Origin of the sequence: Paenibacillus sp. oral taxon 786 str. D14 (genome assembly GCF_000159955.1) — a bacterium.
GTDB lineage: Bacteria > Bacillota > Bacilli > Paenibacillales > Paenibacillaceae > Fontibacillus > Fontibacillus phoenicis.
On sequence record NZ_GG695970.1, the window covers coordinates 49,407 to 63,845 of the forward strand.

Consider the following 14,439-nt stretch of genomic DNA (forward strand, 5'->3'; position numbering starts at 1 on the left):
AGGCTTTATGCTCGAATTTCGAGGGGGTGTTCTCTCCCGGCCCCTTCTGAAAATAACGGCTGGCGAACCCGACGCACGCGACCAGCGCCGCGCCCATCGCCGTCAGGTAGAACGGCTGTCGGCCGAACTGCTCAAACATCACGCCGCCGAAGGTTCCGCTGAGCAGTCCGGCGAGGCTCGACCAGACGATGGTGTACAAGGCCATGCCCGTTGCCCGAAATTCGTCGGGGATCAGCCGGGTGAGCATGCGGATAGCCGTGACATAGAAGATGCCAAACGTCACGCCGTGCATCGCCTGGATCGCGAGGATGCCGTATGGCGACCCCGTCAGCCCCATCAGCAGGAACCGGACGGCGAACAGCAGGCTGGCTAGCAGCAGGAGCGGCAGCTCTTTATATTTTTCCCCATGGAAGCTGAGGTAGATGAATACGGGGATTTCTGACAGCGACGAGGCCAGCATCGCCCAGCCGATCAGATTCTCGTTAGCCCCCAGCTCCTTCAGGCTGATCGAGATAAACGCTTCGTTCATCCGCATGCCGATCGCCAGACAGAAGACGCAGCCAAAGAACCATAGCAGCTCTTTTTGCCGCAGAATGCCCCATATGCCCGACAGGTCCATCTTCGCCACGGTTGTTGGCTGGTCCTTGACGAACAGGATGAACCCGAGTGCAAGTCCGGCGATAGCAATCGACACCCACATCGTATTGGAGGAGCCGATCCGGGCGAGCACGTAACCGATAAGCAAGGCAAAGAAAGCATATCCAAACGAGCCAAACAGCCGGATGGAGATGAAATGGATGCCATGCTGCTTGGCGGTTGTGATCGAGATTGTATCCGACAGCGGAAAGACCGGATAGAAGAAAAAGTAAAACAACGTAATAACCGCCATGATGAGAGAAAACGAGGTCGACGCCGATAAAAGAAACGTCAGCGCAATTTGCCCGATCAACAGGATGAGCAGGACTTTCTTAATCGTTTGATAACGGTCGCTGGCCAGACTCCATAGCAAATTGGAGACGACGGAGATCATGGGTCCCAGCGCGTACAGCAAGCCGATCTGGCTGGTCGAAAATCCCAGCTGGGCGTAAAACAGCGGGAAGTAGGAGGAAACAAGGACACTTGTTCCGTATATTGTAAAGGTAAAGGCGCGCAGCCATGCGATATCCATGCGGGCCGTGGTTTTCCGATTCATGGGGTTTACGTACTCCGTTTCTGCAGTCACATCATTTTTTTGCGTTATGCTAGCAAGTATACCAGAAATCCAGAGGTTCGGCGGCAATAAAAATTCCTTTTCATTAACGAAAATCCTTTATACTAAATCTTAAGAAGGAGGCGAAACGCCATGATCGAAGGATTTGTATACGATGAGCGGCTGGATATCCATGTGCCGATGCTGGAGCGCCCTTTTGACGAATATGAGCTGGATGAACGGCTGGCGATGATCGCCTACTGGGAGGAAGTCCGCGGCCGAATTCCAACGAAAGTGATGGTGCTGGAACAGTCCATTGAGCACATGCTGAACGAAATGAACGAGGAGACCGACTTTGAGCGCAGCTGCCGTCTGAATGGGGAGATTGCCGAGCTGGCCAGCCGGATCAACGATTTGCTGATTTGGTACCGTACGGTCCAGGAAGAGCCCTCGGCCAAAAGACATATGTGATTTTGTTTATTTGTGCTTAAAGTTGGATCATATTATAATATAGAATGGTTTTCAGACAGGCCGTATTAACAACGCAGTGGAGGCAAGCCATTGATAGAACTTGAGCAAAGCCGAAACCAATTCCCGAAGGAGCCGATCCGGCTGATGAGTCGGGTTTATAAATTTATTTTGCCGGATGTCCATAAGGAGTTGGAGCGTTGGCGGAAGGATGCCGATGCGATTCCCGATCCTGAGCTAAGGCGACAGGCTTTGGCCAGCATCGCGACGAAGAAGTTCCATTGCCAGGGCGGTGCCGTGTATGCGGCCGCCAATTTACCGATGCGTCACGTCTTGATTCCGCTTATCGTTGCGTTTCAAACGATCAGCGATTATTTGGACAATTTATGCGACCGAAGCACCTCCAAGGATCCTGAGGATTTCCGGCTGTTGCACCAGAGCATGCTCGACGCGGTGAATCCAGCGGCACAGCTGCGAAATTACTACGCCCTTCGCGAGGAGCAGGACGATGGAGGTTATTTGCACCGGCTGGTGAAGACTTGTCAGACGCAAATTGCCGAGCTGCAGGGTTACCTGGCTGCCATGCCGTACATCGTTGATCTTGTAGGACTTTATACCGACCTGCAGGTGTACAAGCACATCGATCCGCAGGAACGCGAAGCGAAGCTGCTGAGCTGGTGGGCTGAGCACGAACACCGTGCCCCGCATTTGCGATGGAATGAGTTCGCGGCAGCGACAGGCTCCACCCTTGGGGTGTTTATGTTGTTCCTGGCGTCTAGCCACAAAGGGCTGGATGAACGAAGCGCACAAACGATCCACGCGGCTTATTTTCCGCATGTCTGCGGGCTGCATATCCTGCTGGACTACTTGATTGACCAAGCGGAGGATGAGCTTGGTGGGGACTTGAACTTTTGCAGTTACTACGATAGCAAGGAAACGATGTTGAGCCGAATCACATTGATCGTCGAGGGAGCGCGGCAGGATATCCGGAAGCTGCCGGCTTCCTCGTTTCATAAAATGATCATTGAAGGCCTGCTGGCCTTGTATTTATCTGATCCGAAGGTCAGCCAGCAGGACGAAATCCGCGAGGTATCCAAACGGTTGATGCGCCGGAGCCCGCTGATGCGGTTGTTCTTTTTCGCTAACAGCCTGTGGATTCGCAAGCATCTTTAAGATTTAGTGCATTGTTAACTTACTTACAACTGAATTAGGAGGAATTATCATGTCAGCAGTTAAAAAAATCGCAGTGCTTACCAGCGGAGGAGACTCCCAGGGGATGAACGCAGCTGTACGCGCCGTTGTCCGGAGCGGGTTGTACTACGGCCTGGAAGTGTACGGGATTCAACGCGGCTATCAAGGCTTGCTGAATAATGACATTTTCCAAATGGACATCCGCAGCGTTGGCGATATCATTCAACGCGGGGGGACAATTCTTCAATCTGCACGCTGCCTGGAGTTCAAGACACCGGAAGGCCAACAACGCGGCGCGGAAATTTTGCGTGAGCACGGCATCGACGGCCTTGTCGTCATCGGCGGCGACGGCTCCTATCAAGGGGCAGAGAAGCTGAGCAAGCTGGGCATTAAGACGATGGGACTGCCGGGGACGATCGACAATGACATCTCCTTTACGGACTACACCATCGGTTTTGATACCGCAGTAAGCATCGTCGTGGACGCGGTCAACAAGCTGCGCGACACGATGTCCTCTCACGAACGGGCTTCCGTCGTTGAGGTTATGGGCCGTCATTGCGGCGATATCGCGCTGCATGCCGGTTTGGCTGCGGGGGCGGAGACGATCCTTGTACCGGAAGTACCGTTTGACCTGGACGAAGTAGCGGACCGCATGAAGCAAAACTTTGAAAAAGGGAAACGCCACAGCATCGTGATCGTAGCCGAAGGCGTTGGCAGCGGCGAGGACGTTGTGCAGGCGATCAAGCAGCGCCAACCTTCCGTTGAACCGCGCGCGACGGTTCTTGGTCACATTCAACGCGGCGGATCGCCAACGCCGTTTGACCGTAACCTGGCCAGCCGTCTCGGTGACTTCGCCGTGCGCAGCCTCATTGCCGGCGAATCGAACAAAGCCTGCGGCGTGATCGGCGGCGAAATGGTATTGACCGACATCGAGAAGGTTGTCAGCACGAAGAAGCCGTTTAACATGGAACTGTACGAGCTGGCGTCGCGGTTGTCGCAGTAAGCATCCGCACGGATTGCTCAGAGTTAGGCCTAATTGACTAAGGGGAGTCAGGTTTATAACCTGGCTCTTTTTTTGTTCCAAAAAACTGTGGGGAGGTAGATGGGATGTCAGACAACGCAAAAATCAGGTTCGAGAACGTGACGAAAACTTTCACCGTCCGTGACCCTAAAAAAAGCGGGGCAGCTCAACTGTTTACGGCGGTCAAAGATTTGAACTTCACCGTCAGGGAAGGGGAATTTCTAACGCTAGTCGGGCCAAGCGGTTGCGGAAAATCTACGCTGCTGGATATGATCAGCGGGTTGTCCGCTCCGACCCGCGGGAGAATTCTGATGGACGGCGAGGAAATTACAGGTCCCGGCTTAGATCGCGGCATCGTGTTTCAGCAATATGCCTTATTTCCTTGGAAGACGGCCCGGGGCAACATCGAGTTTGGATTGGAGGCCAAAGGGGTACCCAAGCAGGAACGGAAGGAACAAGCCGATCATTTCCTCTTCCTTGTCGGGCTTGCTTCCTTCGGCGACCGATATCCGCATGAGCTGTCCGGCGGGATGAAGCAACGTGTCGCCATCGCTCGCAGCCTCGCGTTTAACCCGGATGTGCTGCTTATGGATGAACCGTTTGCAGCATTGGATGCTCAGACGCGGGAATCTTTGCAGGGGGAATTGCTGAGAATCTGGGAGCAAACGAAAAAGACGATTATTTTTATCACCCATGGGATTGATGAGGCCGTTTATCTGGGGGAACGCGTTGTCGTTCTCACACCGGGCCCGGGTACGGTAAGACATATCGTTGATGTACCGCTCAAATCGAGACTCGACGATGCGGATGTTCGCTCTCATCCCGATTTCGTAAAGATCCGTCATGAAGTCTGGAATTTGCTTCACGAGCCGGTGTATCAAGGAGCTTATATCTAAACGAAAAAGGAGTGGGTACGAATGGAAACCGCAAAGTCCGTCCCTGCAAGCCTGCCGGCAAGGAATATAAAAGTGGCTCTTGTTGCAGGTCTGCGCAAATTGGTACGGCAATCGATTGTTCTGATTGGTTTGTTTCTGTTATGGGAAGCAGCACCCCGGTTGGGGCTGGTGGATCCGGCATTTTTGCCGCCATTCACTGATGTGATCCGATCGCTGGTTCACTTGATTACTTCGGGAGAATTGCTCCAACACTTTTCGGCGAGTATTGTCCGTTCGCTGTCCGGATTTCTGTTAGCACTGATTGTGGCCATTCCGCTAGGACTAATCATCGGCTGGTATCCGGTAGCCCGAGAACTGCTGAATCCCATTCTTGAACTGTTCCGGAATACCGCGGCGCTGGCCTTGCTTCCGGTGTTTATGCTGCTGCTCGGCATCGGGGAGACTTCCAAAATCGCGATTGTCCTTTTCGCTTGCGCCTGGCCGATCCTTCTGAATACGATCGCGGCCGTTGGTAACGTTGACCCCTTGCTCATCAAGTCCGCCAAGTCAATGAAGTTATCCTCTTCCAAGCTGTTTTTGAAGGTGATTTTACCGGCCTCCGTGCCAACGATTTTTACCGGTATCCGCATGGCGGGGACGGGGGCGATTCTCGTATTAATTGCCGCCGAGATGGTCGGGGCGAAGGAAGGGCTTGGGTATCTGATCACGTATTCGCAGTACAATTTCGAAATTCCTAAAATGTATGCGGGGATTCTCGCCATCTCCTTGCTTGGTCTGATCATTAACTACGGTTTAGTGAGTTTGGAGCACAAGTTATCGAAATGGAATACGCAGACGAACAGTTAATTGGCGAGATTTAGGGTTTGGAATAACGTCAATCGACGTTTTTCTTGTAGTCGAAATATGACTAAACAAATTGGAAAACTAGGAGTGGTGAACGATGTCAAACAAGCAAATGAAATTGGGAGCTTTCTTTAATTTGCCAGGGCATCATGTGGCGAGCTGGCGACATCCGCAAACCGAGGCTCACCGTACGTTCGACCTCGAGTATTTGCAGGATTTGGCGCGGTTAGCTGAGCGGGGGAAATTTGATATGATCTTCTTCGCCGATGTCCTTGGCTTGCGCCCTTCCGGTAACCAGGCCGCTTCGGCACTCAAGCTGGATCCGCTGATTATTCTCGCAGCGCTCGCGTCCGTCACGAAACATATTGGCCTCACCGCGACGCTGACGACGACCTATAACGAACCTTATCAGGTGGCACGCAAATTTGCGGCGATCGATCACTTATCCAAGGGGCGTGCGGCTTGGAATGTCGTCACCTCTGCCAATGAGCGGGAATCACTGCTGTTCGGAAAGCTCAAGCATCTCGAGCATGCTCGCAGATATGAACGGGCGGATGAGTTTGTGGAAGTCGTGAAGAAGCTCTGGCTCTCCATCGAACGGGAAGCGATTGTTCTTGACAAGGAAGGCGGCCGAATCCTGGACGTAGAGAAGCTCCACCCGTTGGATTTTGAAGGCGAGTGGTTTAAAGTTCAGGGGCTGCTTGACGCACCTTCGACGCCGCAGGGGCATCCGGTCATCGTACAAGCGGGATCGTCGGAGGCGGGAAAAGATCTGGCGGCCAAAACCGCAGAGGTTATCTTCACCGCATGGCAAACGCTGGAGGAAGCCCAAACGTTCTATCGGGATGTGAAGGGCCGCCTTGCGAAATATGGGCGTAAACCGGACGATCTGAAGATCATGCCGGGGGTGTTCATTACGGTGGCGAAGACGGAAGCGGAAGCGATCGCCAAGCGGAAGGAGTTAAACAGCTACATTTTGCCTGAAGTCGGCTTGGAGTATTTATCCAACTTCATCGGGACGGATCTGACGGGCTATGATGTGGATGCACCGCTGCCGGAATTTGCGGCGTCAGAGGACAAGACGAATCCGCAGATTCGCTCCAATCTGATCCGTGCGCTGGCCGAACGTGAAGGGTTAACTACGATCCGCGAGGTGTATGAGCATATTGCGGGAGCACGGGGGCACCGGGAAATTGTGGGCACGCCGGGACAGATCGCGGACCAACTGGAGGAATGGTTCCTGAATGAAGGGGCGGACGGCTTTAACATCATGCCGCCTACGTTCCCGGAAGGATTTCGGGATATCGTCGAACTGGTCATTCCGGAGCTACAGCGGCGCGGATTGTTCCGCACGGAATATGAGAGCACCACATTACGCGGCAATCTAGGGTTATCTGTTCCCGCTTATCCCTCTCGCAAAGAAGCGCCATCCGCTTTGATCTAAATCCAAACGAAAAATAAAGGTCGGTGTAAGTAAATGCATAAACCAAGGAGACAATCCATAACGCTGCTGGCGGTGGTGCTGGTTGCCGGGGCCTTGCTGGCGGGTTGCGCTGGGGGCAAGACCGGGGCGAACGGAGGAGAAGATAAGGTCCTCCAATACAATTCGTCCCCAGGCACGGTGTCATTCCCGGAGCTGGCAGAGGACCTCGGCTATCTGGGGGATGTGAAGCTGGAGTCGATCGGGAGTACGACAGGTGGTCCGGAAAGCATTCAATTAACGGCGACGAAGCAGACCGATTTTGGATTGGCTTTTAACGGGGCGATCATTAAATCGGTGGCCCAGAACGTAAAGATCAAATCCGTGGTCGGCTCGTACGGCAGCGATAAAGATACGTATATCGGCGCTTATGTGCTGGAGAGCAGCTCCATCCGGACGGCCAAAGATTTTATCGGCAAAAAGGTCGGAGTGAACACGTTAGGCGCGCATTTGGAATTTATGACCAAGGATTACTTGCGTCTAGGCGGATTAACCGAGAAAGAAATCAGCCAAGTCACCTTGGTTACGGTGCCCTCTGGAAATGCGGAGCAAATTTTGCGCAGCGGGCAGATCGAAGTCGTCCTATTGAGCGGCGTGGCCAGAGACCGGGCTTTGGAAAAGGGCGGCCTCGTGGAATTATTCAGGGATATCGACGTTTATCAGACGGAGTTTACGGCGGGCGATTACTTTTTTACCGAGGAGTACATTAAGAATAACCCGAACACGGTAAGGCAATTCGTTGAAGGCGTCGCAAAAGCGATCGAATGGGAACGCACCACACCGCGGGAAGAAGTGATCAAGCGAATGGAAAGCATCGTAGAGAAGAGAGACGGCAAGGACGCAACCCTGAATCTGAAATACTGGAAGAGTCCGGGGATTGCTACGGAAGGAGGAGTGATTACTTCGGAGGAATACCAGCGCTGGATCGATTGGTTGGTTAACGAGGGTGAACTGAAGGAGGGGCAATTGAAACCGGAGGATCTGTATACCAACGAATTTAATCCCTATGCCAAGTAACCGATATGGATGAAGGAGGCCGTTCCCTGTTGGGGCGGCCTCTTCTTGATGCCCGTTGATGAAACTCCACGATATGGGGAAGTTTGCTATAATAAGTTGAGCTTAAGGGTCAGAGGAGGATCTCACATGTACCTGTATCGTTTGGAGGCCGACACCTCCGCCGGTCCGTTTACGATCATCATTGCTGCCGAAGGGGAGGAGAAGGCGTTTGCCGCGGCGGAAGAGCATTTGCAGCGGCAGGTGCTGCCCGCTCCCACAATCACGGAGCTGTCGATTGTGGAGAAGAAGCGGATCGTGCCCGGGGCCGGGTACGTGGTGGCTATCGGCGAACCGCGCTAATGACAGAAGCCCGTGACCGAATGAAGGTCACGGGCTTCTCTGCTTTTATTGCGCTTCCGCAGGATGAATCTGACGGCTGGCCAGGCGGCGCTGGATCACGATCAGGCGATACAGCAGCAGAACGGCGGCGACGGCCAGACCGGTAATGAGACCAATCCAGTATCCGTAAGGGCCTTGCGAGGTGTAGTTGGCCAGGACGAACCCCAGCGGCAGTCCGATGATCCAATAAGCGAGCAGCGAGATCCAGAAGCCGGGACTGACGTCCTTGTAACCGCGCAGCACGCCTTGGGTTGGCGTTGCAATGGCATCGGACATCTGGAAGAAGATTGCGTACACCAGAAAGTGCTTGATCAGCGATACGACCTCGGGTTCGCTTGAGTAGAGCTGGGCGACGCCTTGACGGAACAGCATCAGCAGGACGGCGGTGGCCAAAGCCATAGCGGCGGCGGTGCCGATGCCAAGCGCCGCGTATTGCCGGGCATCCTTCAGCCGGGCGGCTCCGGTCTCGAAGCCCACGAGGATCGTCAGCGCCAGACAGATGCTGAGCGGAATCATGTACAGCGTTGAGGCGAAATTGTTCGCCGCTTGGTGGGCGGCGATCGTCACCGTATCGAACCGGCTCATGAGCAGCGTCACAGCGGCGAAGACCGCCGTCTCGAAGAAGATGGCGAAGCCGATCGGGACGCCGAGACGCATCAGCTCACGCCATTTTGCCAGTGAGACGCGATGCAGCTTGCGGAAGACGCCGTACGCCGCGAACGGTTCTTGCCGATGCACGATCCACAAGGCGATGAGAAAAATGCACCAGTACGTAAAAGCCGTAGCGATCCCGGAGCCGATGCCGCCAAGACGTGGGAAGCCGCCGTGGCCAAAAATAAGCAAGTATCCGGCGCCCACATTTAACGGAAGCGAGATCAGCGTAATCATCATCGATACCCGGGTCTGCCCCAGCGCGTCGATAAACGACCGCAGCACGATGTAACCAAACAAGGGTACGATTCCCGAGGAAATCGCCACTAGGAAATAGAAAGCAACATGGTGGACCTTAGGCTCCAGATCCATCGAATTCAGCACGGGGGAGACGGACAGCGCACCGGCAAGCAGGACGACCAGGCTCACGGCTACCGATAACCATAACGCCTGGATGACGTGATAGCCTACTTTGTCCCTCGCCCCGGCACCAATCAGCTGAGAAACGATGGGCGTGATGCCCATCAGGATGCCGCTGAGTCCGGTTTGCACCGGAATCCACAGGCTTGAACCGATCGCTGTGCCGGCCAGGTCTGCCGGACTCGCATGGCCGGACATCATCGTATCGAAGAAAGTCATCAACGACATCGTGACCTGGGTGATCAGAATCGGAACCAATATGCGTAAAAATTGAGCGTATTTTTGCTTTAGCGTATGCGTTTGTTTCATAAACCAACTTAACTCCGATCATTTAGTTACTTGAGTACAAGCCCAACCAACCGTCAAACCCGGGCAGCGGGCCCGGGTTTGACGGCGGTGCAGCTTTATTATTCATAATCGACGCCGGAAGTATAACGGTTGGAGGCGTTCCAGAGCAGGAACTCATCCACCTTCATTTCCTTCAGCGCCCGAATTTGTTCTTCCACTTCATGCTTGCCGTATTTGATATAATGACCGCTTCCCAGCCAGCTGGCGGTAAAGTCCTGAATCCACGGACGAATGATCGGCTGCTTATCGCCTAGTTCCGCGAGCTTCGTTTGTGTATCCTGCACCGCACCCTTAATGGTCTGATAAGGTGCTTTGTCGGGGTCCTTCGCATTAAACCAACCGGTTGTATAATGGCTAGGATAAATCATCGGAGAAATAACATCCACGTTGTCGGAGATCTTCACAAAATCCTGGCCGATGCCTTCGGCCGAAGGCACGGATGCGGCGTACCCGAAAATATCAACGGATACTCGAACCCCTAACGGCTCCAGCTGCTCCTTGGCGTATTTGACGAACGAGGAGACGGCGTCGACGCGGCTCATCTCATTTTTCGTATAGCTCAGACTGTCTGCGCGCTTCTCGAAGCCTTCCGGGAAACGCACGTAGTCGAATTGGATTTCCTTAAAGCCTAGTTCCGCTGCTTCCTTCGCGATTGCGATATTGTAATCCCAGACCTCTTTGTTATAAGGATTTACGAAGCTGTCTCCTTTACCGTTGCTCCATACCGATCCGTCCTTATGGCGGAAGGAGAGCTCCGGATGCTTCTTGGCCAAAATCGTATCCTTAAACACGACGATCCGGGCAATTGGATAAATATCATGCTTCTGCAATCGGGCCATTAACGCATCGATGTCACGGATGAACGGCTGCGGTTTCCCCCATTTGTTCAGCTCGGGATTATCGGTCTTGTACGTGATATATCCCAAATCGTCCTTAATGTCGATGACCATCGCATTCAGCTCGGTTTGGTCGACGAGATCAACGAGCTGATCCATACGGGATCCCCCGGCACTATAAGCTGTAACGTAAATGCCTTTCACTTTAGGGGCATCCACCTGCGGGTTTACTTTCAGTTCCGATGGTTTGATCGGATTGTCCAGGCGGCCTTCTGCTAGATTTACCTTAAAAGTGTGAGCGACCGATGCCCACATCGTGTCCGCCTGTATGGCTTCGTTCCCCGTTGCCTGCTCCTGAGGCGCTGCTCCGCTGCCTGTTCCCAAGGCCAGAAGTAGTAATGTCCAGATGATGTTCACATGATATCTCTCCCTTGTTTGCACTCGCTGTTAATTATATCGGAAGAGCGGCCCTCAGAGAGAACAGGAATGTCATAATTGGTAAAAAGTTTCAGAGTTTCATAGACGATAAAGCGCAAAAAGTCGTTTCCCCTGCATAAGCAGAAGAAACGACTCATCCTGCATGGAAGCGTTACATATTAATGAAGCAACGCCGGGTTTTGATGCTCGCAGATGCTGAATTGAATAATCTCCAGCGCATCCTGCGGTTCCAAGATGGTCAGGCCATCCCGGAGGAGAATCGTAGAATTCAGTTCCTTTTGGTTCAGAAAAGGCAGCATATCCGGAAACCATTTCTTTACGATTTGTTCCAGTCTTACCGTTTCCATTTCCACATCCATCACCCTTTCCTTTCAGAATCATTCGCCGCGGAATCAATCCTAAATCGGAAAAGCAAAAAGCCTGTGAAATACGGGGTAAAGCTGAACCCTTTGAAATTGTGAAGGAACCGCTGTGACTATTATAACAAAGAAGCGGCTGTTTGAAAACGACCGCTTCTTTCAAGAAAACACTTAATGACGGCGAAACGAGCCCATGACCCCGACCGTTTCCACGATATTGACGAAGGCAGCGGGATCGGTTTGCTTGATGATTTCCCGCAGTTCAGCCAGCTCATAACGGGTCGTGACGGTCATCAGCATATCTTTTTCCTTATGGGAAAAGGCGCCTTGGGTTTTCATCAGCGTTACCCCGCGCGGCAGCGTCAGCAGTCGTTCCAGCAGCGCTTCAGTTTTGTCGGTGATAATGAACAACGTGACTTTGATATGGCTGATATGGATCAGGTCAACGACCTTGCCGGTAATATAAATGGAGACCATGGAAGCCAAAGCCAGATCCCAGTTGCCCTCGAGATACCCCATCGCTAGGATGACGAAGCCGTTTAATCCGACGATCACATTGCCGACGGGGAAATCGCGGAAACGGGTCACGATCGAACCCACGATATCGAACCCGCCGGACGAGCCGCCGACGCGGAACGAGATCCCGCTGCCGATGCCGACCAGCACGCCGCCGAATACCGCAGAGAGCAGGGTATCCGACGACAGCAGCTTGTCCGGCGACGGGATCAAGGCGATGAACCAGGTCGTGGCGGCAACCGACAGGATGCTAAGTCCGATAAATCGTCTCCCTAGCAGAAACAATCCGGCGATCAGGAGCGGCACGTTATAAGCCAGATACATCGTGCTAATATCGAGTGGAGTGAAGTAGGCTGTCAGCATCGCTAACCCCGACACGCCGCCGCTGAGCAAATGAAGCGGTACAAGGAACAGATTAAAACCCGCAGCGATCAAAGCCGCCCCGAGTACAATGACAACCGCATTTCGAATTTCCTTTAACACCATCGTTCACCTCACGAAAATAGAGGAAGTATCCCAACCTGCTTGCTGGTATTCCATTTATGTTTTGTGCTATAATGTTTGAGATATTCTTGAGTAGGTACTCTTTTCCATTTTTCAAGCTAGTACCAAGCTAGTACTATGTAAAATTTACAGGCGGATTGGACAGCCTATATACGTTTGAAGGTCCCCGAGGTCAGGTTTTGAGTGTGGGCAAAGCAGGACTAAACGCTACTTAAGAATACCGTTAAGCTGGTGGAATGTCCACTATATAGAAGGAGTATGATACATTGAACACATTTGCAGATTTCGGCCTAGAGCCTAAAGTATTGCAAGCTATTACGGAACTTGGATTTGAAGAAGCAACACCGATCCAGGCGAAATCCATCCCGATCGCATTGTCCGGTCGCGATTTAATCGGACAAGCCCAGACGGGTACGGGGAAAACCGCGGCCTTCGGCCTGCCGCTGATCAACAAGATCCCTAAGGAAGAAGACCGTATCGTTGCGCTGGTTATGACCCCAACTCGGGAGCTGGCCATTCAGGTCGCTGAAGAAATCGGCAAGCTGTCCCGCTTTAAGGGTACCCGCTCTCTTCCCATCTACGGCGGACAAGACATCGTACGCCAAATTCGCGCATTAAAGAAGAAGCCCCAAATTATTATCGGTACGCCGGGCCGTTTGCTTGACCACATCAACCGGAAAACGATCAAGCTTGACGATGTGAAAACCGTCGTTCTGGACGAAGCTGACGAAATGCTCGACATGGGCTTTATGGACGATATTCAATCGATCCTGAAGCTGGTTCCAGAAGATCGTCAAACGATGCTATTCTCCGCAACTATGCCGGCTAATATCCAGAAGCTGGCTCAGCAGTTCCTGAAAAATCCGGAGCACGTGTCCGTTATTCCGAAACAGGTCAGCGCGCCGCTCATTGATCAAGCGTACATCGAGGTTCATGAACGGCAGAAATTTGATGCTTTGACCCGGTTGCTGGATATGGAGTCGCCAGAGCTGGCGATCGTGTTCGGCCGGACGAAGCGCCGCGTCGATGAATTGTCCGAAGCGCTGCAGAAGCAAGGCTATTCCGCCGACGGCCTGCACGGGGACCTGTCGCAGAACCAACGTGACAACGTCATGCGTAAATTCCGTGACGGCAGCATCGACGTTCTCGTTGCAACCGACGTGGCTGCGCGCGGTTTGGACGTCTCCGGGGTTACCCATGTCGTGAACTTCGACCTGCCGCAGGATCCGGAAAGTTACGTTCACCGGATCGGCCGTACGGGCCGTGCCGGGAAAGAAGGGGTAGCGTGGTCCTTCGTGACGCCGCGCGAAATGGATCACCTGCGCTTTATCGAACGGATTACCCGTCATAAGATTGCTCGCAAGCCGCTGCCAAGTATTGCTGAAGCGATCGAAGGCAAGCAACGGATTATTGCGGAACGCTTGATCGAGCTGGTGGAGAACGGTGAACTGAACGAGAACAAGGGCATTGCGATCCAGCTCTTGGAGCAATACGATTCGGTGAACCTGTTGGCGGCTGCGTTTAAGCTGATCACGGGTGACAAGAATGAGAAAGTCAGCATCGAGCTGACACCGGAAGAACCGATCCGCGTGAAACGCCGCAACCCGGACATCCGTTCCAGCGGGCGGAAACCGTCAGGTTACGGCAATCGCGGCGGTGGATACCGGCGTGATTCCCAAGGCGGCCGCGGAGGTTATGGCAAAGGCGGATACAACCGCGACGGCCGTGACTATCGTTCCTCCGACCGCAAGCCGCGTACCAGCTCGGGCGGCGGAGACCGCAGACCTTCGAAATACGACGACAACTCCTCGTTCGACAATTAAGCGGATCCTGGAGGTTGTCCGAATATCCTATTAATGAAAGAAGACGGAGGAACCTCCGTCT

The 14,439-nt window shown here is 53.3% G+C and carries 14 protein-coding genes; 9 read left to right on the plus strand and 5 right to left on the minus strand.

All coding sequences use genetic code 11. The annotated features are described in order from the left end of the window. Positions 1-1,192: MFS transporter (locus POTG_RS00250; protein WP_083791390.1), on the minus strand; the 1,192-nt coding region annotated here is incomplete at its 3' end. Between the two features lie 150 nt (positions 1,193-1,342). On the opposite strand from POTG_RS00250, the gene POTG_RS00255 reads away from it, so the two are divergent. From POTG_RS00255 to POTG_RS00290, 8 genes are all read left to right on the plus strand, one after another. Beyond that, the gene (locus POTG_RS00255) at positions 1,343-1,660 is read left to right on the plus strand and encodes a hypothetical protein (RefSeq protein WP_009222774.1); all 318 of its coding nucleotides are present in this window, start codon (positions 1,343-1,345) and stop codon (positions 1,658-1,660) included. Positions 1,661-1,750: 90 nt separating this feature from the next. Beyond that, positions 1,751-2,830 (plus strand): tetraprenyl-beta-curcumene synthase family protein, encoded by a 1,080-nt coding sequence (locus POTG_RS00260; RefSeq protein WP_009222775.1) that lies wholly within the window; start codon positions 1,751-1,753, stop codon positions 2,828-2,830. A gap of 49 nt (positions 2,831-2,879) precedes the next feature. Then, a complete protein-coding gene (gene pfkA, locus POTG_RS00265; protein WP_009222776.1) occupies positions 2,880-3,851 on the plus strand; it encodes a 6-phosphofructokinase in 972 nt (323 codons plus the stop codon). 104 nt (positions 3,852-3,955) lie between these two features. Then, positions 3,956-4,765 (plus strand): ABC transporter ATP-binding protein, encoded by an 810-nt coding sequence (locus POTG_RS00270; RefSeq protein ID WP_009222777.1) that lies wholly within the window; start codon positions 3,956-3,958, stop codon positions 4,763-4,765. 21 nt (positions 4,766-4,786) lie between these two features. Further along, positions 4,787-5,611, plus strand: coding sequence for an ABC transporter permease (locus tag POTG_RS00275; protein WP_009222778.1), 825 nt, complete (start codon positions 4,787-4,789; stop codon positions 5,609-5,611). A 94-nt stretch (positions 5,612-5,705) separates the two neighbouring features. Next, positions 5,706-7,052, plus strand: a complete 1,347-nt coding sequence (locus POTG_RS00280; protein WP_009222779.1) for an LLM class flavin-dependent oxidoreductase — start codon at positions 5,706-5,708, stop codon at positions 7,050-7,052. 33 nt (positions 7,053-7,085) lie between these two features. After that, a complete protein-coding gene (locus POTG_RS00285) occupies positions 7,086-8,105 on the plus strand; it encodes an ABC transporter substrate-binding protein (RefSeq protein ID WP_009222780.1) in 1,020 nt (339 codons plus the stop codon). Between the two features lie 126 nt (positions 8,106-8,231). Then, a complete protein-coding gene (locus POTG_RS00290; RefSeq protein ID WP_036643682.1) occupies positions 8,232-8,444 on the plus strand; it encodes a DUF3906 family protein in 213 nt (70 codons plus the stop codon). Positions 8,445-8,489: 45 nt separating this feature from the next. Here POTG_RS00290 and POTG_RS00295 read toward each other — a convergent pair whose 3' ends face one another. From POTG_RS00295 to POTG_RS00310, 4 genes are all read right to left on the minus strand, one after another. Then, positions 8,490-9,863 (minus strand): MATE family efflux transporter, encoded by a 1,374-nt coding sequence (locus POTG_RS00295; protein WP_009222782.1) that lies wholly within the window; start codon positions 9,861-9,863, stop codon positions 8,490-8,492. A 98-nt stretch (positions 9,864-9,961) separates the two neighbouring features. After that, positions 9,962-11,155, minus strand: a complete 1,194-nt coding sequence (locus POTG_RS00300) for a putative glycoside hydrolase (RefSeq protein ID WP_009222783.1) — start codon at positions 11,153-11,155, stop codon at positions 9,962-9,964. 179 nt (positions 11,156-11,334) lie between these two features. Next, a complete protein-coding gene (locus POTG_RS00305) occupies positions 11,335-11,535 on the minus strand; it encodes a hypothetical protein (RefSeq protein ID WP_009222784.1) in 201 nt (66 codons plus the stop codon). A 171-nt stretch (positions 11,536-11,706) separates the two neighbouring features. Next, positions 11,707-12,534 carry a YitT family protein gene (locus POTG_RS00310; RefSeq protein ID WP_036643866.1) on the minus strand — a complete coding sequence of 276 codons (828 nt, stop codon included), beginning with the start codon at positions 12,532-12,534 and terminating at the stop codon, positions 11,707-11,709. A 287-nt stretch (positions 12,535-12,821) separates the two neighbouring features. Between POTG_RS00310 and POTG_RS00315 the strand changes: the two genes are divergently transcribed. Beyond that, positions 12,822-14,378, plus strand: coding sequence for a DEAD/DEAH box helicase (locus POTG_RS00315; RefSeq protein ID WP_009222786.1), 1,557 nt, complete (start codon positions 12,822-12,824; stop codon positions 14,376-14,378). Positions 14,379-14,439: the final 61 nt, after the last annotated feature.

What these genes read in the sequence shown, in the direction of transcription:
- POTG_RS00255 (WP_009222774.1), top strand. Translation starts at nt 1,343, where the DNA reads ATGATCGAAGGATTTGTATACGATGAGCGGCTGGATATCCATGTGCCG.
- pfkA (WP_009222776.1), top strand. Translation starts at nt 2,880, where the DNA reads ATGTCAGCAGTTAAAAAAATCGCAGTGCTTACCAGCGGAGGAGACTCC.
- POTG_RS00270 (WP_009222777.1), top strand. Translation starts at nt 3,956, where the DNA reads ATGTCAGACAACGCAAAAATCAGGTTCGAGAACGTGACGAAAACTTTC.
- POTG_RS00275 (WP_009222778.1), top strand. Translation starts at nt 4,787, where the DNA reads ATGGAAACCGCAAAGTCCGTCCCTGCAAGCCTGCCGGCAAGGAATATA.
- POTG_RS00280 (WP_009222779.1), top strand. Translation starts at nt 5,706, where the DNA reads ATGTCAAACAAGCAAATGAAATTGGGAGCTTTCTTTAATTTGCCAGGG.
- POTG_RS00285 (WP_009222780.1), top strand. Translation starts at nt 7,086, where the DNA reads ATGCATAAACCAAGGAGACAATCCATAACGCTGCTGGCGGTGGTGCTG.
- POTG_RS00290 (WP_036643682.1), top strand. Translation starts at nt 8,232, where the DNA reads ATGTACCTGTATCGTTTGGAGGCCGACACCTCCGCCGGTCCGTTTACG.
- POTG_RS00295 (WP_009222782.1), bottom strand. Translation starts at nt 9,863, where the DNA reads ATGAAACAAACGCATACGCTAAAGCAAAAATACGCTCAATTTTTACGC.
- POTG_RS00305 (WP_009222784.1), bottom strand. Translation starts at nt 11,535, where the DNA reads ATGGATGTGGAAATGGAAACGGTAAGACTGGAACAAATCGTAAAGAAA.